General features: G+C 63.1%; 18 protein-coding genes. 6 read left to right on the top strand and 12 right to left on the bottom strand.

Annotation, left to right across the window (positions count from 1 at the left end):
- The 3 genes from H585_RS0103165 to ldhH all read left to right on the top strand — a co-directional run bounded on the left by H585_RS0103165 (position 1) and on the right by ldhH (position 4079).
- The gene (locus tag H585_RS0103165; RefSeq protein WP_027366744.1) at positions 1-1212 is read left to right on the top strand and encodes an acetate kinase; all 1212 of its coding nucleotides are present in this window, start codon (positions 1-3) and stop codon (positions 1210-1212) included.
- Between the two features lie 66 nt (positions 1213-1278).
- Positions 1279-1920 carry a LutC/YkgG family protein gene (locus H585_RS0103160; protein WP_027366743.1) on the top strand — a complete coding sequence of 214 codons (642 nt, stop codon included), beginning with the start codon at positions 1279-1281 and terminating at the stop codon, positions 1918-1920.
- On the top strand, positions 1920-4079 hold the full coding sequence (gene ldhH / locus H585_RS0103155; protein WP_027366742.1) for an L-lactate dehydrogenase (quinone) large subunit LdhH: 2160 nt from the start codon (positions 1920-1922) through the stop codon (positions 4077-4079). The genes H585_RS0103160 and ldhH overlap by 1 nt, the downstream gene beginning before the upstream one ends.
- Positions 4080-4186: 107 nt before the next feature.
- Here the strand turns inward: ldhH and H585_RS0103150 are convergent, their stop codons facing one another.
- The gene (locus H585_RS0103150; RefSeq protein ID WP_034627039.1) at positions 4187-5110 is read right to left on the bottom strand and encodes a DUF362 domain-containing protein; all 924 of its coding nucleotides are present in this window, start codon (positions 5108-5110) and stop codon (positions 4187-4189) included.
- A 143-nt stretch (positions 5111-5253) separates the two neighbouring features.
- Here H585_RS0103150 and H585_RS0103145 point away from each other — a divergent pair, with 143 nt between their 5' ends.
- Both H585_RS0103145 and H585_RS0103140 read left to right on the top strand, forming a co-directional pair.
- Positions 5254-5754 carry a phosphate-starvation-inducible PsiE family protein gene (locus H585_RS0103145; protein WP_027366740.1) on the top strand — a complete coding sequence of 167 codons (501 nt, stop codon included), beginning with the start codon at positions 5254-5256 and terminating at the stop codon, positions 5752-5754.
- Between the two features lie 162 nt (positions 5755-5916).
- Positions 5917-8049 (top strand): Tex family protein, encoded by a 2133-nt coding sequence (locus H585_RS0103140; RefSeq protein ID WP_027366739.1) that lies wholly within the window; start codon positions 5917-5919, stop codon positions 8047-8049.
- Between the two features lie 94 nt (positions 8050-8143).
- Here the strand turns inward: H585_RS0103140 and H585_RS0103135 are convergent, their stop codons facing one another.
- The 4 genes from H585_RS0103135 to H585_RS0103120 all read right to left on the bottom strand — a co-directional run bounded on the left by H585_RS0103135 (position 8144) and on the right by H585_RS0103120 (position 11235).
- Positions 8144-8992, bottom strand: coding sequence for a universal stress protein (locus H585_RS0103135; RefSeq protein ID WP_027366738.1), 849 nt, complete (start codon positions 8990-8992; stop codon positions 8144-8146).
- A 50-nt stretch (positions 8993-9042) separates the two neighbouring features.
- Positions 9043-10119 carry a sulfite exporter TauE/SafE family protein gene (locus H585_RS0103130; RefSeq protein WP_027366737.1) on the bottom strand — a complete coding sequence of 359 codons (1077 nt, stop codon included), beginning with the start codon at positions 10117-10119 and terminating at the stop codon, positions 9043-9045.
- Positions 10120-10195: 76 nt separating this feature from the next.
- Positions 10196-10642, bottom strand: a complete 447-nt coding sequence (locus H585_RS0103125) for a hypothetical protein (RefSeq protein WP_027366736.1) — start codon at positions 10640-10642, stop codon at positions 10196-10198.
- Positions 10643-10725: 83 nt separating this feature from the next.
- Positions 10726-11235: a hypothetical protein gene (locus H585_RS0103120; protein ID WP_027366735.1), complete on the bottom strand. Its 510-nt coding sequence runs from the start codon at positions 11233-11235 to the stop codon at positions 10726-10728.
- 281 nt (positions 11236-11516) lie between these two features.
- Between H585_RS0103120 and H585_RS0103115 the strand changes: the two genes are divergently transcribed.
- Positions 11517-13532 (top strand): S16 family serine protease, encoded by a 2016-nt coding sequence (locus tag H585_RS0103115; RefSeq protein WP_027366734.1) that lies wholly within the window; start codon positions 11517-11519, stop codon positions 13530-13532.
- 2 nt (positions 13533-13534) lie between these two features.
- Here the strand turns inward: H585_RS0103115 and H585_RS0103110 are convergent, their stop codons facing one another.
- The 7 genes from H585_RS0103110 to H585_RS22340 form a co-directional block, all read right to left on the bottom strand.
- Positions 13535-14899 (bottom strand): sigma-54-dependent transcriptional regulator, encoded by a 1365-nt coding sequence (locus H585_RS0103110; RefSeq protein ID WP_014260239.1) that lies wholly within the window; start codon positions 14897-14899, stop codon positions 13535-13537.
- Entirely contained in the window at positions 14896-16329 is a 1434-nt protein-coding gene (locus tag H585_RS0103105; RefSeq protein ID WP_027366733.1) for a sensor histidine kinase, read from the bottom strand. The genes H585_RS0103110 and H585_RS0103105 overlap by 4 nt, the downstream gene beginning before the upstream one ends.
- 212 nt (positions 16330-16541) lie before the next feature.
- A complete protein-coding gene (locus H585_RS0103100; protein ID WP_027366732.1) occupies positions 16542-16970 on the bottom strand; it encodes an arsenate reductase ArsC in 429 nt (142 codons plus the stop codon).
- Positions 16971-16974: 4 nt separating this feature from the next.
- Positions 16975-18078 carry an ACR3 family arsenite efflux transporter gene (arsB, locus tag H585_RS0103095; protein ID WP_027366731.1) on the bottom strand — a complete coding sequence of 368 codons (1104 nt, stop codon included), beginning with the start codon at positions 18076-18078 and terminating at the stop codon, positions 16975-16977.
- Positions 18079-18122: 44 nt separating this feature from the next.
- Positions 18123-18485, bottom strand: a complete 363-nt coding sequence (locus tag H585_RS0103090; RefSeq protein WP_027366730.1) for an ArsR/SmtB family transcription factor — start codon at positions 18483-18485, stop codon at positions 18123-18125.
- 266 nt (positions 18486-18751) lie between these two features.
- Positions 18752-19588 (bottom strand): arsenite methyltransferase, encoded by an 837-nt coding sequence (gene arsM, locus H585_RS0103085; RefSeq protein WP_027366729.1) that lies wholly within the window; start codon positions 19586-19588, stop codon positions 18752-18754.
- Positions 19575-19961 (bottom strand): ArsR/SmtB family transcription factor, encoded by a 387-nt coding sequence (locus H585_RS22340; RefSeq protein ID WP_081678582.1) that lies wholly within the window; start codon positions 19959-19961, stop codon positions 19575-19577. Before H585_RS22340 ends, arsM begins: the two co-directional genes overlap by 14 nt.
- Positions 19962-20045 lie beyond the last annotated feature (84 nt).

Below are 20045 nucleotides of genomic sequence, written 5' to 3'. Positions count from 1 at the left end.
ATGAACGTACTGGTCATCAACTCGGGGAGTTCCTCCATCAAGTACCAGCTTCTGGACATGGCCAACGGCTCTGTCCTGGCCACGGGTCTGGTGGAACGCATCGGCGAGGGCACGGGCAGGATCAAGCACAAGAACGCCCCGGACAGCGCGCATGAGACCGAATCGGTCCGCGAGTTGCCCATCCCGGACCACAAGACCGGCATGCAACTGGCCGCGGAGCTGCTCACGGAGCCCGGCAAGGGCGTGGTCAAGGACACCTCGGACATCGACGCCGTAGGCCACCGCATCGTGCATGGCGGCGAGTACTTCAGCGAGCCGGCCCTGGTGGACGACTCGGTGGTGGAGAAGATCCGGGAAGTGTCGCCCTTGGCTCCGCTGCACAACCCCGGACATATCGTAGGCATCGAGGAATCCCGCAAGCTCTTTCCGGGCATTCCGCAGGTGGTGGTTTTCGACACGGCCTTTCACCAGACCATGCCGTCCGAAGCTTACATCTACGCCCTGCCCTACGAATACTACTCCGAGCTCAAGGTCAGGCGCTACGGCTTCCATGGCACATCGCACCGCTTCGTGGCCAAGGAAACCGCCAAGTTGCTTGGCAAGCCCCTCTCGGAATGTAATATCATCACCTTGCACCTGGGCAACGGCTGCTCCATGGCCGCCGTGCGCGGAGGCAAGTGCGTCGATACATCCATGGGCCTGACTCCGCTGGCAGGACTCATGATGGGCACGCGCTGCGGCGACATCGACCCGGCCATCCTGGCGTATCTGGCCAGCCAGAAGGGCCTGTCCGTTATGGATTTGGACCAGGTCATGAACAAGCAGAGCGGACTCAAGGGCGTGTGCGGTTCCAACGACATGCGCGACGTGCATGCCATGCGCGAAAAGGGCGACGCGCGGGCCCAGCTTGCCTTCGACATGTTCTGCTACCGCATCAAGCATTATATAGGCGCCTATTATGCCGTGCTCGGCAGAGTGGATGCCCTGGCCTTCACCGCCGGCATCGGGGAAAACGACGAGCACGTGCGGGCAAAATGCTGCGAGGGGCTGGAGCCCCTGGGCATTGCCATCGACTCGGCGGTAAATCTCAAGCGCGCCAAGGGCGCCCGCGACCTGACCAAATCTGGCGGCCGGGTCAAGGTGTTCGTTGTGCCCACCAACGAAGAGCTTGAGATCGCCACGCAAGTCATGGATGTCATCAAGGCGGGCTAGTAACCCGCTGTCTGGCTGCCGGGCGGGCACCGCCTGCCCGGCGCCGCTTACCCTGGGGAGGAACATATGCAATTGAATGAGATGACGGACCTTTTCCGGCAGAAGGCGGAACTGGTCTCCGCCAAGGTCTCGGAGGTCGCCTCGCTCAAGGAGGCCTACGAGTACACCGTGGACCTTTGCGAGAAGAAAGAAGCCTGTCAGCTGCTCGTCTCCGGCTGCGAGGAGAACCTTTCGCCCAAGGCCGAAGCCCTGTGCGAAACCAAGCCCACGGCGCGCATCATCGCCGCGCCCGGCATGCGCAAGAACAACTTCTCCGAGTTCAAGAAGCTGGCCGACGAGCGCGGAATCATGCTGATTGAATCAGGTTTGCGCAAGCACCTTGGGGGCATCGACATCGGCTTCACCATCGCCGACTACGCCGTCGCCGAAACCGGCTCCGTGGTCCTGGACTCTTCCAGCGAGGATCTTAGATTAGCTACGATGGTCAGCGAAATTCACGTGGCCGTCGTGCGCAAATCCACTCTGCGGGCCACAACCAACGCCCTGGAGGCCGAACTCAAGGCCCTCATGGTCAAGGACGGCAAGGCCCCCAGCTATCTGGCCTTCGTTACCGGAGCAAGCCGCACGGCCGATATCGAGCGCGTGCTGGCCCTGGGCGTCCATGGCCCGCTTGAGCTGCACGTGCTGCTTTGGGAGGATAAGAAGTAATGCAGGACGCAAAAGACCTGAAGGAATACCGCGAGCATATCAAGTCCGCGCTGTCCAACGACTTCCAACGCCAGGCCCTGGACAAGTTCGCTAAGGCTTATCCCGTAGGCCGGGCCAACGCCTTCAAGGGCCATGACGTCAAGGCCCTGATCAACGAGGTCGCGCGCGTCAAGGACGCCGGCATCGCCCGCCTGGACGAGTTGTACGACGAGTTCAAGCGCAAGGCCGAAGCCTTGGGCGTCAAGGTCCATCTGGCCAAGACAGCCCACGAGGCCAACGAGATCATCGCGCGCATAGCCCAGGAGAACGGAGTCAAAAAAGTCCTCAAGTCCAAGTCCATGACGGCCGAGGAGACCCATCTCAACGACCACTTGGAAAAGTACGGCCTGGAAGTCACCGAGACCGATTTGGGTGAATGGATCATCCAGCTGCGCAAGGAAGGCCCGACGCACATGGTCATGCCGGCCATCCACCTCTCGCGCCATCAGGTAGCCGACCTCTTCTCGGCCGTGACCGGCGCTGCCCAGGAAGTCGACATCGACAAGCTGGTCAAGGTGGCCCGCCGCGAATTGCGCGCCAAGTACGTGGAAGCCGACATGGGCATCTCGGGCGCCAATTTCGCCGTGGCCGAGACCGGCTCCATCGGCATCATCACAAACGAAGGCAACGCCCGGCTGGTGACCACCCTGCCCCGCGTGCACGTGGCCCTGGTCGGCCTGGAGAAGCTCACGACCACGCTGGACGACGCGCTCAAGATCATCCGCGTGCTGCCCAAGAACGCCACCGGCCAGAACATCACGTCCTACGTGACCTGGATCACCGGCGCCAACGAGTGCGCCACGTGCCCCGACCAGAAGAAAGTCATGCACGTTGTCTTTCTGGACAACGGCCGCAGCAGCATGGCCAAGCACGAGAGCTACAAGGAAGTCCTGCGCTGCGTGCGCTGCGGAGCCTGCGCCAACGTCTGTCCCGTGTACCGTCTGGTGGGCGGTCACGAGTACGGCGACGTGTACATCGGGGCCATCGGCCTCATCCTGACCTACTTCTTCCACAGCAAGGAAAAAGCCAAGGCGCTCGTGCAGAACTGCGTGAACTGCCAGGCCTGTAAGGAAATCTGCGCTTCGGGCATCGACCTGCCGCGCATCATCAAGGAAGTCTACAACGACATCCTGAACGAGGAAGGCCATCCCGCGGAGTCCAAGGTTCTGGGCCTGGTGCTCAAGAACCGAGCCCTGTTCCACGGCCTGCTGCGCACGGCCAAATTGGCTCAGAAGCCGCTCAAGGCCGAGCAGGGCTACCTGCGCCATCTGCCGCTCATCTTCTCCAAGGAGCACAACTTCCGGGCCCTGCCGGCCATCGCCGACAAGCCCTTCCGCGATCGCTGGAACGAGATCAAGCACAGGGTCTCGCCCGCGAACCCGCGCTACAAGGTAGCCCTCTTCTCCGGCTGCGTGCAGGACTTCGTGTATCCCGAGCAGTTGGAAGCGGTCGTGGATATTCTGGAAGGCAAGGGAGTGCAGCTCGACTTCCCCATGGCCCAGACCTGCTGCGGCCTGCCCGTGCGCATGATGGGCGAGTTCAACGCAGCCAAGGACGTGGCCGAGCTGAACGTGAATGCCTTCGACCAGTCCAAGTATGATTACGTGCTGACCTTGTGCGCCTCGTGTGGCGGCTACCTCAAGGAGATGTACCCGCGCGTACTCACCGAGGGCGGCAAGATCCCGGTCAAGGCCCAGCAGTTCGCGGACAAGGTCATCAGCCTGAGCGAGTTCATGGCCAAGGTGCTTAAACTCGACCCGGCCGAATACCAGGGCCAGGGCAAGGTCACCTTCCACAGCCCGTGCCACTTGGCGCGCGGCATGAACGTGAAGGAAGAGCCGCACGAGGCCATCAGGGCCTCGGGCCACGAGTTCGTGCCCATGGAAGAGGAGCACGTGTGCTGCGGCTTCGGCGGCACCTACTCCATGAAGTTCCCGCAGGTCTCCAAGGAACTGCTGGACAAGAAGATCGCAAACATCGAGGCCACCGGCGCCGAGGTCATCGTGACGGAATGCCCCGGCTGCACCATGCAGATCCGCGGCGGCCTGCATAACAAGGGCAGCAAGGTCCAGGTCATGCACACCTCGGAACTGCTGGCCAAGGCCCGCAAGAAGAAATAGCGCCCCCAGCCTCCTAACGGAGGCACTCACACCCGAGCCCCGGCCGCAAGGCCGGGGCTTTTGCGTTTTGTCGAGACCTATTGTTCAGATTATGGTCGGCATATTGATCAGAGGAACCGCGCGCACAAACTCCTGAGCCTGCCGCGAATAAGCCGGTACGGGTGGAAGGTCTGCACGTCGAGGACCTCGGGGATGACGAAGCCCGAGAAGTCAAAGTCCGCAGGCTGCGCCAGGGAATAAGCCAAGCTGGAGAGCTCCGCGCCCGGCGCGCCGCGCCGCAGGGCCTCGGCCCATAAGGGCACGTCTTCTGGCCGCAGGCCCAGCAGCCCGTACATGGCTGTGTCCAGGGCCACGCCGTCAACTGAGGCAGCAAGCATGCCCAGCGGATACGGATCGCCCTTCATGGGGCCGCGCACGTGCATGGCCGTGATACCGTCCAGCAGATGCACGGTCTTGGGCAGCAGGGCCTGCGCCACGTCCATGAGCGCGCTCTCGAAACGGTTGCCGTGATCGCCCCAGCGGGCGTGGGCAATGGCCTTGCGGCAGCCTACCACACAACCGAAGAGATTCTTTACCGCCGCCGAGACGCGCATCTGGTTGTGGGCCTTGAACTTGGGCAGGTTGAGGATGGCGTCCGCCTCCAGAGCCAGAGACGCCAGTCCCAGACTGCCGCCCAAGCGCAAGGGCAGCCTGCGCGGGTTGCACAAGGTGGTCAGCTTAACGGGCAAACCGCGCAGGGCCTCGACAAGCCCACTCTGACCCGCCACGCTCTCGGCCGATCCGAAGGCCGGCGAATCAGCCACCACCACGCGAGCGCCATAATCCAAGACCAAACGACAAGCGACTCGCACCACCAGCGGATGCGTCGTGCTTAGACCCGCATTGGTTCCGGAAACGAGATTGGGTTTGAGCAGCACTAAACTGCCGGGAGCAGGCCGAAAGCCAATGGCCTCCAGGAGCAGGCCGGCCTCGCGCAGGAGCGCCGATTCTTCGTAGGCCCCCAGGCGGGCCATGGCCACGGTCGATTGCATCGCGCCTGCATACATGCCGCTCCAAAGCCAGTCAAAGACCTCGTGGACGTGCCGTTTGTACGTTGCCTGGCAGCAGGTTTGTGTTAGGTTGGACAGCGCGGCCGCTACACGCCGCCTCCCACCCGCACTTCACGAGGCAGGCCATGGACCATAACTTCGACGAGTGCCACATCCAGGGCTCAAACGATCCCTTCATCTGCTTTCTTCAGCGCATCCTGCGCTTATCGGTGCGCATGCTCGCCGTGCTCATGACCCTGGTCATCCTCTGGGGCATTCTCGACGTGATCTGGGTACTCTATCAGCGTCTGCTGGAGCCGCCCTTCATGCTCCTGCAGATCAACGACATCCTAGCTACCTTCGGTGCGTTCATGGCCGTGCTCATCGCCATCGAGATCTTCGCCAACATTGTCATGTATCTGCAGCAGGATGTCATACACATCCGGCTGGTGCTGGCCACGGCGCTCATGGCCGCCGCGCGCAAGGTCATCGTGCTCGACTTCAAAGAGACCGAGTGGCAGCACGTGGCCGCCTTGGGGGGAATCATCATCAGCCTGGGGATAAGCTACTGGCTGCTGGCCCATCGAGGCGGCGCGGTGAACAGCCATGAAAACGGCGCTGGTGGGCGGGCCAACGGCCAGGGCTAATCCGCACGGAATCCTGAATCCCTTCTCGTATCGCAAGCACTTGCGCTTCAGGGCCAAGGACCCTACTGTGCCGCCTGCCGTTCCGGTGGACGGGCGGCTGCGTCCTCGGCGCGGGCAGCCGATCGGCTGCTCCAGAGCACGGATCAACGGCACGGGGGGATCATGAGCCAGAAGCATATCGAACGCGTTGCGGCCGAATTCGGCCTCAAGCCGTCGCAAATACAGGCCGTGGCCGAACTCGTTGACGGCGGGGCCACGGTGCCCTTCATCGCCCGTTACCGCAAGGAGGCCACTGGTTCCCTGGACGAGGTGGCGGTCACGGCCATTCGCGACCGTCTGGAGGTCCTGGCCGAACTCGACAAGCGCCGCGAGGCCATCCTGTCCTCGCTGGAAGAACGCGGGCTGCTGACGGACGAGCTGAAATCCGCCATCGACGCCGCGCCCAGCCTGGCCGAACTGGAGGACATCTATCTGCCCTACAGGCCCAAACGGCGCACGCGGGCCATGATCGCCATGGAAAAGGGGCTGGAGCCGCTGGCCCTGGCCATCATGGAGCAGGGCGACATCGTCCCGACCAGGGCAGCCGAGGCCTACGTAAACGCGGACAAGGGCGTCGGCAGCGTGGACGAGGCCCTGGCAGGCGCGCGGGACATCATCGCCGAGCGCGTGAGCGAGCATGCCGTGGCCCGTGCGGACATGCGCAGGCTGTTTGCCGAGCGCGGCTTGATCCACTCCCGGCTTGCCAGGGGCAAGGATGAAACCGAGGCGGCCAAATTCCGGGACTATTTCGACTGGGAGGAAAAGGCCGCCCCTGCGGCGGGCCATCGCATCCTGGCCATGCTGCGCGGCGAGCGCGAGGGCTTCCTGTCCGTGTCCATCCGGCCGCCCGAGGACATGGCCCTGTGGTTCCTGAACAAGCGTTTCGTAAAGGGCCGCGGCCAGTGCCAGGAGCAGGTATTGCAGGCCATTGAGGACGGCTACAAGCGCCTGCTGGCGCCGTCCATGGAAAACGAGATGCGCGCTGAACTCAAGAAACGCGCCGACGCCGAGGCCATCGCCGTGTTCGCCGCCAATCTGCGCGAGCTGCTGCTGGCTTCACCGCTTGGGCAGAAGCGCATCATGGCTCTGGACCCGGGCTTTCGCACCGGAGCCAAGCTCGCCTGCCTCGACGCACAAGGCCGGCTGCTGCACCACGAGACCATTTTTCCCACGGGCTCGGAAAAGCAAAGTCGCGAGGCTGGGACGCGCGTGCGCGAACTGGCCGCGCGCTTCGCCATAGAGGCCGTGGCCGTGGGCAACGGCACGGCCGGCCGCGAAACAGAGGCCTTCGTGCGCGGACTAGCGCTCCCCGGCGTGGCCGTGGTCATGGTCAACGAGTCCGGGGCCTCGGTCTACTCGGCCTCCGAGATCGCGCGCGAGGAGTTCCCGGACCTGGACCTGACCGTGCGCGGCGCGGCGTCCATCGGTCGCCGGCTAATGGACCCGCTGGCCGAACTGGTCAAAATCGAGCCCAAGGCCATCGGCGTGGGCCAGTACCAGCACGATGTGGATCAGGCCGACCTCAAGCGCGCCCTGGACGACACCGTGGTGAGTTGCGTCAACGCCGTGGGCGTGGAGTTGAACACGGCCAGCCCGGCGCTGCTGTCCCACGTCTCGGGCCTGGGACCGACCCTGGCCAAGAACATAGCGGCCTGGCGCGACGAGAACGGCCCGTTCGGCGCGCGCCGCGACCTGCTCAAGGTCAAGCGCCTGGGTCCCAAGGCCTTCGAACAGGCTGCCGGATTCCTGCGCATCCGCGAAGCCAGGAACCCGCTGGACGCAAGCGCCGTGCATCCCGAACGCTACGCCCTGGTGGAGCGCATGGCCAAGGACCTGGGCGCGAGCGTTGCCGATCTCATGCGCGACGCCGGCCTTCGCGAGCGTGTCGATCTGAAAAAGTATGTCTCGGCCGACGTGGGCCTGCCCACCCTGACGGACATCATGGCCGAACTGGCCCGGCCTGGGCGCGATCCACGGCCGACATTCGAGGCCTTCACCTTTGCCGAGGGCGTGAACGCCATAGGCGACCTGGAGCCGGGCATGGTCCTGCCGGGCGTGGTGACCAACGTGACCCGCTTCGGCGCGTTCATCGACGTGGGCGTGCACCAGGACGGCTTGGCCCACGTGAGCCAGATCGCCGACCGCTACGTGAAGGACCCGGCCGAAGTCGTGCGTGTGGGACAGAAGGTCACGGCCAGGGTCCTGGAAGTGGACAAGGAGCGCAAACGCATTTCTCTGTCGCTGAAGAAAGCATAGGAAAAATCCAAGACTAGCTTGGTCATCAAGCATTCAAATACAAAGGCCCACCCCGGAAAAACCAGAGTGGGCCTTTGCGTTGCGAACCTGTAAGCTACTTGGCTATCAACACCGGGCTGACTCCCGAGGCGATGACCGCCTGGGCCACGCTGCCCAGGAGCAGGGCCTTGAGGCCGCTTCGACCATGCGAGCCCATGATGATCAGACCAGGCTGCTCCTCACGGACTGCCGCGACGATCTCGGCTCGTGGATGACCTTCGCGTACGAGTGCGCGGGTCTGGCGCACGCCGCGCCCACCGGCCATGCGGAGCACTTCCGCCTGCAGGCCGCGAGACTCCGCCGTGAAACGCTCCATGAGGCTCGAATCCAGAGCGAAACCCTCCAGGGGGAGATCGACGGCCGTGAGGACGGCCAGTTCCGAGCCATAGCGCGCCGCGATCTCCATGGCCTTGTCCGAGGCTTTGCGCGCATGCGCCGAGCCGTCGAAGGGAAGGAGAATGCGCTTTGTGTCGAGCTGCACGCTATCCGGGACAATGAGCACGTCGCAGGTCGACAAGCCGATAATCCTGGAGGCCACCGTGCCCATGGGCAGGAGATGGTGGAAGCCGGTCCCGCATTTGCCGATGGCCACGAGATCGACCTGCTCGGCCTCGGCAAGGGATAGAATGGCCTCGTAAGGCTCACCCTCCAGCAGCTTGCCGGTGCATGGCACTCCAGCGGCTTTGGCCGCCCGCATGGCTTTGTCGAACGCCTTGGCAAACGGCTCGCGCATGCCCTTCAGGGCCTCTGTGCTGCCCATGAGGCGCAGGTCGCCCTGATAGGCCGGGACCACTGAGACGACGAGCACTTCGGCCTGCTCGGCCTTGGCCAGAGCCAAGGCCTGCTCCAGTGCGTGGTAGGCGGTCTCGGAGCCGTCGACGGCAATAAGGATGCGCTTGATCATGGGTTTGCCCTACTCCTTGCCTTGATCCCTGCTCTAATGCTGGTGGCCGATCAGGCTTCCTGTCCGGTTGCAGCCGCGTCCGCCTGGGCGCGTTCCTGGCGCAAACCCGTGAAGATGGACTTGAGAATTATCCCCGCGCCGATGACGAGGGCCAGGAGCATGATGCCGAAGCTTATGGTGGTGAGGATGCTCACGGTGGTGTCGCCCAGGGACATCACGCCGAGCTTGGTCAGGTACTTGGGAATGGCCAGGCCGCGGCTTACGGCCACGATGAGCATGATCGTGGCCATGACCACCTTGATCATGTACTCCTTGACGTAGGTCGTGCCGATAGCGCCGAGCTGCACGCCGAGCAGCGAACCGGACAGGATGATGAGCGTGAGGCGGATGTCCACCAGACCGTAGTAGGCCCAGATGGCGCTGCCGCCCAGACCCATGACGAAGGCGATGACCAGTTCGGTGCCGGAGGCCATGATGCTGGCCACGCCCAGGAGGTAGATCATGCCGGGCACTCCGACGAAGCCGCCCACGGCGATGGTCGCGGCGAGCAGGCCGGTTGCCAAGCCCAGCGGCACGGTGAACCACAGGGATACGCGGATGCCCGAGCGCTTGAAGGTGATCATGGGCCACAGCTCGATGCTCTGGATCTTCTTGGACAGGCTGGTGGCCTTCTCCTCGCCGCCAGAGCGCCTGATGTTCATGGCGTCGCGGAAGACGATGCCGCCGACGATGACGAGCACGGCCACGAACATCAGGCTCACATACAAGTCGGAGCCGGCCGGGCCAAAGGTGTCCAGGATGTATTTCTGGAAGCCGATGCCGATCTGCACGCCGACTTCGGCCGAAGCGCCGAGGATAACGCCGAGCTTCACGTCCACCTGGTTGTAGCGGAAGCGCTTAATGGCGCCCACCAGAGCCTTGGGGAACTTGTGACACATGTTGCTGGCCACGGCCACGGTGCCGGGCACGCCGAGGCTCATCATGCCGGGGGTGAGCACGAAGGCTCCGCCCGAACCGATAAAGCCGCTGACCAAGCCGCCGACCAGGCCGACGAAGAAAAGGAAGGTGAAGGTCAAGAGGTTGAGATCGATGAACTGAACGACCTCACCGGGTACTGCGCCATGCATTGGTATTGTCTCCTGCTCTTAGTATTCTCTTTATACTAGCTGACTACGCACGCCCCGTGCCGGGACGATGATTCCATTAGGCGTTCAAGGTCGCACGCGGGCGCGTGTCGCGGGCCGGCTTGCGCACTTCGTCCTGCTTGGCCGCGGGCTTGCCGATCTTCTTGGAAGCCGTGATGCCCAAGGATGTCCACAATTCGCCGGCGAAGGTGCCGTGCACGTAGGAGAAGAGAAAAACCGTGGCGATGGGCAGGACCGCATGGACGCCGCCCATGGTGAAGTAGTGCATGATCGTGTCGGAGTAGGCGAAGAGCACACCATACAAGCCGAGGCTCATGGCGCCGAAGAGGGTCGCGCGCTTGGCAGCGGCTCTGCGTTGCGAGTTGCCCTTGCGCTGCTGCGTCGGTGGACGGGTTCCCTGGTCGGCGGCGCCGGCCATCAGCTCCATAGCGGTCTTGCTGTCGCCGCGCTCGGCGAAGGCCACGGCGGCCGGGATAGTTTCAAGTTTGTTCGAATCGGAACTCATGGTCCTCTCCTTCAGTTTCGTGTTGGTATCGTCCTGTTCCCATCCCCGAAGCGCGAGGTTGGGCAACATGATGCTGCGATGTCTCAGCCAGCCTTGGGGTCTTCGATGCAGAAGACCGTCAAGGCGGTCCGTTGGCCGAGGAAAATCTTCTTGTCGCCATGCACGATGGCGAACTCGATGCCGCGCATGCCCATGGACAGCATGTCCATGATGTGCTTGGCGCCTTCCAGGCTGGCCAATCTGGCGCACTGCAGCCGCTTGGCGGCCAATGCGCTCTTGAATCCACTGTAGAATGCGGCCGAATCAGCGATTTCCCGCTTCAGGCGCGCCCGGCTGGGAGCCCTGCCCTGCGAGCCGCTCAGCCCACGCAAGCAGGTGGCCAGGAAAACATCCCTGCCCAGGCGCTCGGCGAGGTCGATCACATGGCGAGCGACGCCTTCGGGAAGAACGAGATTGGGCGAGATGACGATGAACTTCTTGGAACCGCGCTCGGCAAGTTCCTGAACTCCCTCGGCCAAAAGCAGGGCCGAGGTGAAGTCCCCCTGCTCGGCGAAGGCTACGGCTGCGGCCCAGTCTTCCATCACATTCTGCATGGTCGCCCTCTTCTTCATGATTGGCCTAAAACCAAGAAGCGCGCCAAACATGTAATTACTTAATATATATCATGATAATTTTAATTGATGGCGGGCTGTCCGGCGAGAGTGTTGCAGAAGCGAACGTCTGGCAGTATGCGCTACGGAAAGTTGGCTAAAACAAGGGCCTTTGGCCTACGTTGCAATGCGCAACACCTGGATTGCAGAATGCAACGCATGGACATCAAAGGATCGAACTTGTAGCGGTGGAGCAGAATCGCCAACCCAAAGAGAGGTCGGACATGCCCTTCTTCAGGCGCATGGAGGAGACGGCGCAGAGACCGGTCGAGGAAAAGCCTGAGCCGCTGGCGGAACTCAGGAAGGCCATAGCCGAGGCGCGCCTTCCGGAGCATGCCCGCCAAGCCGTGACCAAGGAACTCGAACGGCTGGACAAGACCGATCCAAGCGTGGCCGAGTACAGCGTCGGCTATAACTGGGTCCAGTTCGTGCTCGCTCTGCCGTGGAATGCGGCCACCCCGGACAACCTGGATTTGTCCAGGGCCGAGCGGGTCCTCAATGAGGATCACTTCGGCCTGTCCAGGGTCAAGGAACGGGTCCTGGAACACTTGGCCGCCAGCATCATGGTCAGCAGCAGACCCAGGCGGGTGCTCGTGGTCGACGACGAGCGCATAGCCCTGGACAACATGGCTTACGTACTCGGCAAGGACGGCTACGAAGTCCTGACGGCGGAGAACGGACGGCAGGCTATGGAAGTCCTGGCCCGGACCGAATGCGACCTGGTCATCACCGACCTCAAGATGAACCAGATGGACGGCCTGGAACTCCTGGAGCGTCTCAAGGCGGCCAGCCCGCAGACCGAACTCATCCTCGTCACGGGTTTCGCCACCGTGGACACGGCCGTGAACGCCCTGAAGAAAGGCGCGGCCCACTACCTGCCCAAGCCTCTCAATCTCGACGTGCTCCGTTCCGTGAGCCGCGACATTCTCGACGCCAAGGCCAAGAGCCGAGTGGCGCGCGGGCCGATCCTGTGCTTCTCGGGCCCTCCGGGCACGGGCAAGACGTCCATCGGCCGGGGCGTGGCCGCTGCCCTGGGCCGCAAGTTCATTCGCCTGTCCATGGCAGGTCTGCGCGACGAAGCCGAACTGCGCGGCCACAGGCGCACCTATGTCGGAGCCATGCCCGGCCGCATCCTGGCCGAGCTCAAGCGGGCCGAGGTGAACAACCCAGTGTTCATGCTCGACGAGGTGGACAAGATAGGCAAGGATTTCCGCGGTGATCCGGCTTCGGTGCTCCTGGAAGTCCTGGACCCGGAACAGAACCGGCGATTTCTGGACTACTACCTGGACATGCCCTTCGACCTGTCCGGGGTCATGTTCATCACCACGGCCAATGTCGTCGAGGAGCTGCCGCGCCCCCTGTACGACCGCATGGAGGCCATACCCTTCCAGAGCTACACGCCACTGGAGAAACGGCGCATCGCCAGGGACTATATAGCCCCGCGCCAGATGCACGGCGCAGGGCTGAGAACCAAGGACCTGAGCTTCACGGACGCGGCCCTGGACACGGTAATCGACGGCTACACGCGCGAGGCCGGCCTGCGCAACCTGGACCGCGAGATCGGCTCCCTGTGCCGAAAGGTCGACCGCCAAGTGCTTGCCGGGAAGCTCCGCCTGCCGTCCAGTCTCGACGCAGCCGAGGTCACCGCCCTGCTTGGCCCCCCGCGTTTCAGGCCCGAGGCAGCGGCCAGGGCCGACGCAGTGGGCGTGGCCACGGGTCTGGTCTACTCGGAGTACGGGGGCCAGATTCTGTTCATCGAGACCGCGCGCATGGCCGGCGGCGGCGGACTCATGCTCACAGGCTCCCTGGGCGAGGTACTCAAGGAGTCGGCCCAGACGGCCCTCAGCTATATCCGCAGCCGCGCCGGCGAACTCGGCATCGCTCCGAACTTTTTCAAGGAGTGCGACATCCACGTGCACATCCCGGCCGGGGCCATCCCCAAGGACGGCCCCTCGGCGGGTGTGACCATCGCCGTGGCGCTCGTCTCGCTACTGTTGGACCGGCCCGCGCGCAGCGACGTGGCCATGACCGGCGAGATGACCCTGAGCGGACGGCTCCTTCCCGTGGGCGGACTGCGCGAGAAGCTCCTGGCCGCCCAGCGCGCCGGAGTCGTGACCGTGGTTCTGCCCAAGCCCAACGAAATCGAATGGCGGGTTTTGGATGAGGATGTCAGGCAGGCGGTGCGGGTCGTCTTTGCCGAGACCGCGATCGATGCGATAGAGGAAGCCTTGCAGCGATAGGCTCAGGAATCCGTGCCGGAACCGAGGCCGTAGCGCTTGATCTTGCGCCACAAAGAGGCGCGGTCGATGCCGAGGACCTCGGCTGCACGGGTCCTGTTCCAGCCTACGGATTCGAGCACGGCCAGGATGTGCCGCTTCTCGTTGTCGAGCAGGGTCATGGGCTCGTCGCCCGTGGCGCGGGTCAGGCGGACGCCGAGGCCGCGCACATCGTCGGGCAGGTGGGCGGGCTGAATGAGCGAGCCGTTGCACATGGCCACCGAGCGCTCGACGATGTTCTCGAGCTCACGGACATTGCCCGGATACGAATAGCCCTTGAGCAGGCCCATGGCCGCATCCGATATGCCCTCCACGTTCTTGCCCATGAGCCGGGCGTACTTGCCGACGAAGAACTCGGCCAGGACAGGGATGTCCTCGCGACGCTCGGCCAGGGTCGGGATATTCAGGGTGATCACGTTGAGCCGGTAGAACAGGTCGCGGCGGAAAGCGCCCTGCTCCACCTCGCTCTTGAGGTCCTTGTTCGTGGCCGCCACGATGCGCACGTCCACGGGTATCTCCCGCGTGCCTCCGACCCGGATGAGCGTCCTGTCCTCAAGGACCCGCAGGAGCTTGGCCTGCATGGGCAGGGGCATGTCGCCAATCTCGTCCAGAAAGAACGTCCCGCCCTCGGCCACTTCGAACAACCCCGGCTTCATGTTCCGCGCCCCGGTGAAGGCCCCGGCCTCATGGCCGAACAGCTCGCTTTCCAGGAGCTGTTCGCTGAAGGCCGCGCAGTTGACGGCCAGAAAGCGCTTGTCGCGTCTGGGGCTCTGCACGTGGATGAGCTTGGCCACCAGCTCCTTGCCCGTGCCGGTCTCGCCCAGAATGAGCACGTTGGAGTCCACGGCCGCGAACTGGGCGATGGCTTGGCGCAGAGCACGCGTGAGCGGGCTGTTCCCCACGAGCGCGGTTCCGGCCGAGGCCGCGATCTGCTCGCGCAGCAGGTTGACCTCCTGACGCAGCCGAACCTTCTCCAGAGCTTTTTTCACCGTGACGCGGAGCTCGTCGAGCCCGATGGGCTTCTGCAGGAAATGGTATGCGCCCAGGCGCATGGCCTCAACGGCCATGGGCACCGTGCCATAGGCCGTGATGAGCAGAACCTCGGCCTCGGGCAAGCGCTCCTTGGCTTTCTGGAGGACATCCAGACCATCCATGTCGGGCAGGCGCAAGTCCGTGACGACCAGATCAAAAGTGCTGCGCTCAAGGGCGGCGAGCGCAGATTGTCCGTCACCGACGCCGGTCACGTCATGGCCTTCCTTGGCCAGGACATACTCGTAGTTGGACCTGGCTATTTCCTCGTCCTCGACAAGCAGGATGCGCGCCTCGATCATCTGGCGACCTCGGCGCGCTCGGCAGGCGCGCTTTTGGGCAAGGTGATGAAAAAGGTCGCGCCCTGGCCAACGGAGCTCTCCACCGAGATGCTCCCGCGGTTCTTGAGCACGAGTCCGTAGACGATGAACAGGCCCAGACCCGTGCCGACCTCGACCTCCTTGGTGGAGAAGAAGGGGTCGAAGACCTGACTTTTGACAGCCTCGGACATGCCCCTGCCCGTGTCGGACACGGCGATACGCACCTCGTTGCGGCCCGGCACGTCCTTGGCCGTCACGCGCACCTTGCCCGGCGGCTGGTCGATGGCTTGCACCGCGTTGAGCAGGAGGTTGATGAAGACCTCCTGCATGCCGTTCTTATCGCAGAATGCCACAAGGTCTTCGGGGATGTCCGTTTCCAGGGTCACGCCGGCCGGAGCCTGGCTCTTGATAAGCAGCATGGAGCGCTCCACGATGTCTTTGACCCGATTGGACGCCGGATTGAAGTCCTTGTGCCGTGAAAATTCGAGCAGACCGCGCACGATGTCCCTGGCCCGGAAGGTTTCCTGCTCGATGTTGGCGAGCATTCTGCGCTGGAACTCCGGAGCCTCGCCGCCAAGCTCCTCCTTGAGGATCTGGCTGGAGGTCGAGATGTTGTTCAAGGGGTTGTTGAGCTGGTGGGCGATGCCCGAGGAGAGCGTGCCTATGGAGGAGAGCTTTTGGGCCTGCACGAGCTGTCCCTGACGCTTGAGGAGTTCCGTGGCCATGTGGTTCAGGGCCGCCATGACTTGGCGGATCTCGTCGCGCCCGGGCGGCAGCGGCAGCGGTACGAAGCGGCCCTGGGCGATGCGCTCGGTGGCGTGCTCGATGAGCGACAGGGGTCTGATGAACTTGCGGTTCACGAACACGAGCAGAATGGAGCCGAAGAGGGCAACGGCCGAAAGGCCGACCCACAGCGAAACCTTGAGCTTGTCCGTGATGCGCAGAATCTCCACCCGCTGCACGTTGGCGGCATGCAGCGCCTTGTCCACGAGGTCCTTGCCGACATCACGCAAGTCGTCCTCGGCACGGGCGGTGCGCTGCACTCGGATGGCTTCCATGATCTGCCCGTAGCGCACGAGATCGTCGCGCAACGGGCTGAGCATGTCCGGGCTTTGGCGCGTGAAACGCAAGGGTTCCTGATTGTCGAGCATGGAGAACCCCCGCGCAAGCCAAGCCCTGCTCTCTTCGTAGTCTTCCTGTGATCCGTACAGAAGGTAGTTCTTCTCGTAGCGGCGGGCTTCCAGGACGGCATTGGTGAAGTCGTCGGCCGTCTCCAGAAGTCTGATTTTTTCGCCCACGAGAAGAAGATAGTACAAAGATACTAAGCCAATGGCGCTCATGATGAGCAGACAGACTATGTAGCCCAGTAATATCTTCGTACGGATATTAAGGGTCAGGGAAAAGTTCTTCACGTTGGATTATCTCCAGCCTTGCTGGAGCGTGCTTATCAGGTCCTGGGCGGAAGCAGAAGCGGTTTTCCCCTGACGCGGAAACGCCGGATCCAACCCTTTGCTCTGTATGCACCGGCAATGCTCCAAAGGTCCAAGCATCGCGTTGAGGCGTGGAAATGAATCCTCACGATTCAAGCCCACCGCGAGAAAACGCTGGTCAGCGCCGGAACAGGCTACTCCGCCGGGAGGTTTCCCGGCATGGCCTCGACAAAGGCTCTGATCTCGTCGCGTACGCGGCGGTAGTGGACCAGGGCCTCTTCTTCACTCTTGGCATCCTTGGCCAGCTGCGGCGGATCGTCGAAGCCTGCGTGCAGGCGTTTGGCCTTGCCCGGGAAATATGGGCAATTTTCGCTGGCGTGGCCGCAGAGGGTGATCACGTAGTCGAACTCGCGCCTGGGCAACTCGTCCACAGTCTTGGAATACTGTCCCGAGATGTCCACGCCCGCCTCGGCCATGACCTTCACGGCCAGCGGGTTCATACCGTGCTTCTCTATGCCGGCGGACCAAGCCTCGATGGTATCGGACTTCAGGGCGCGGACCCAGCCTTCGGCCATCTGGCTGCGGCAGGAGTTGCCCGTGCAGAGAAAGAGCACTTTGAGCATATGGCTACCTCCTCGGGTCCGGCTTGCAGGTCACGTGGCACACGCCGCCGATCCTCTGCACTGCGTAGGGGAAGTATTTGCGCTTGAAGTACAGGGCCACGTTGACCAGGCCGATGAGCACGGGCACTTCCACGAGCGGCCCGATAACCGCGGCGAAGGCCACGCCCGAATTGATGCCGAAGACCGCGATGGCCACGGCGATGGCCAACTCGAAGTTGTTGGAGGCTGCGGTGAAGGAGAGCGTGGTGGCCTGCTCGTAGGTCGCTCCGACCTTCATGGACATGAAGAAGGAGACCAGGAACATGACCAGGAAGTAGACGCACAGCGGGATGGCGATGCGGATGACGTCCAGCGGCAGTTGCACGATGTACTCGCCCTTGAGCGAGAACATGACCAGGATGGTGAACAGAAGAAAAATGAGCGTAAAGGGGCTGATGGCCGGCACGAATTTCTGCTCGTACCAGTCGCGGCCCTTGGTCTTCAAGCCTATGTAGCGCGAGAGCATGCCGGCGATGAAGGGTATGCCCAAGTAGATGAACACGCTCTGGGCGATCTGGCCCATGGAGATGTCCACGGCCGCGCCCTCCAGGCCGAACCAGCCGGGCAGGACGGTGATGAACACGTAGGCGTAGACCGAGAAGAGGAGCACTTGGAAGATGGAGTTGAAGGCCACAAGTCCCGCGCAGTACTCGCAGTCGCCCTCGGCCAGGTCGTTCCAGACGATGACCATGGCGATGCAGCGGGCCAGACCGATGAGGATGAGCCCGACCATGTATTCGTGATGGCCCGATAGAAAGGCGATGGCCAGCAGGAACATGAGGATCGGCCCCACGATCCAGTTCTGCACGAGAGACAGGGTCAGCACCTTCGCATCCCGGAAGACGCGATGCAGTTCCTCGTAGCGCACCTTGGCCAGCGGCGGGTACATCATGAGGATGAGGCCGATGGCGATGGGGATGTTCGTGGTGCCCACCTGGAAGTAGTTGATGACGTCCTGCACGCCCGGGGCCAGGTAGCCGGCCATGACGCCGATGAACATGGCCAGGAATATCCACAGGGTCAGGTAGCGGTCCAGAAAGGACAGGCGCTTGATCACGGTCTCGGCCATGGTGCAACCTCCTTATGCGCCGATATGGCGGCTTGCGGTCAGGGTCAGCAGGATTCCTGCTTGGTCGCCAGATAGCGCTTGAGCGCCTCCAGGTCCTGCTCGACCTGCGGACATTCGCGACGCAGGTCGTTCAGTGCCTGCTCCAGCCACTTCCAAGGCCCCTCTCCATCCTGCACAAGCCGGTAGTAGGTCCAGGCCCCCTTGCGGCGGCCCTTGACCAGATCGGCCCCGCGCAGGTGCGCCAGGTGCCGCGAGGCCGTGGACTGGGGAATGTCCAGAGCGGACATGATGTCGCACACGCACAGTTCGCCTTTGTCGGAGAACGCCAACAGGGCCAGCATGCGCAGCCTGACCTCCTCGGAGAGGGCTTTGAATAGCCCGGAAAGACTCTCACAGTTTATTTTCATATCCGGATAAACGGATATCAATAGGTCGGAGTCGCCGTCAAGACTAACGAAACGCATCTCATCTAGAGCAGATTGCTTTTAAGACGCCCGTTCCGGCGTTGACGGCACAAGTGAATTGCGCCAACGCCTACGCGGCGGCAAGCCATGCCGACGCATGGCTTGCAGAGCATTTTCAAAAGCAAAATGCTCTAATTAAAACGGGCGGGCAAGATGGTTCCTGTCCGCCCGAGTAAACGTAGGCCGTTCGCATGGCCCACACTTGCAGCCTATGTTTTCCCGCCGATGAACTTGGCGCTCCAGATCTTGCCTTCAAGCTCCTCGAAGGAGATGGCCGCCCCGGCCGGCAGGATGAGATCGCTCAGCCCATCTCCCACCAGCGCCCGCATCTGCTCGGCCGAGTACACCAGCCGTTCCGCGACTTCCACGCCGGACAGCCCGGCCGCCCCCAGCCCGCGCAGGTACTTCTGCTCGGAGATGGCTCCGGCCACGCAGGCGGCATAGGCCCGCGCGCTCTCGCGCAACCATTCCGGCAGGTCCTGGGCCACGATGTCCGAGATGCTGAAGCGGCCTCCGGGCTTGAGCACGCGGGCGATCTCGCGGAACACGGCCGGCTTGTCCGGCGAAAGGTTGATGACGCAGTTCGAGATGACCCAGTCCACTGTGCCGGACTCGACGGGCAGCGCCTCGATATAGCCCTTGCGCAGGTCGATGTTCGCCTTGCCCGCTCGTTTGGCGTTCTCGCGAGCCGTGGCGAGCATATCATCGGTCATGTCGATGCCGATGACTTTGCCGTGCGGTCCGACCTTGTCCGAGGCCACGAGCAGGTCGAAACCCGCACCAGATCCCAGGTCCAGCACGGTCTGGCCGGGCTGCACGCCGCTGAAAGCCAAGGGATTGCCGCAGCCAAAGGAGCTTGCGGCGGCGTCCCGATAGGCTTCGCGCTCCTCTCCATAACCCGCGGCGACGGCCAGGGTGCCGAAGCTTCCCGCCGAGCCGCAGCAGCCGGACCCGCCGCAGCATCCGCCGCCAGTGCCTGCCTTCGATCTGCGCAAGGCGTCCGCGTAGGCGCGGGATACGTCCTTGCGTACATCACGTTCGCTCATGTTCGTCTCCTTGTTGCTCGGTATTCTCGGTGACGCAGCACTCCCCCGAGGCGCAGCAATCTTCCAGCGCATCGGCCAGCCCGCGCAGAGTCTTGATGAACTCATTGAAGCATGGACGGTAAACCACCTCGCGACCGCGTTTCTCGGCTTGCACCAGCCCGGCCTCACGCAACATCTTCAGGTGCCGCGAGGCTCCGGAGATGTGCGCGCCGCAGCACGAGGCGACCTCGGAAACAGTGAGCGGTCCAGGCGCGCAGGCCAGACGAGTGAGCACGGCCAACCGACTCGGATCGCACAGGCTCTTGAACAGCTCTGGCTGCAGATGTTTGGATAACGCGGCGAGACAAGCTGGGTGTAGTGAGCAACAATTCATGACCTAACGTTATCATGTTTGCGCAACAATGCAAGCATCACATCGGCCGTCACTCGAAGCCCAGCCAGCTCGGGCCCTTTCGCC

It is taken from the genome of Desulfocurvibacter africanus subsp. africanus DSM 2603, from assembly GCF_000422545.1.
In the GTDB taxonomy this organism is placed as follows: Bacteria; Desulfobacterota; Desulfovibrionia; order Desulfovibrionales; family Desulfovibrionaceae; genus Desulfocurvibacter; species Desulfocurvibacter africanus.
The sequence above is the reverse complement of the archived record's forward strand: the minus strand, read 5'-3'. Positions and strand labels throughout refer to the sequence as shown.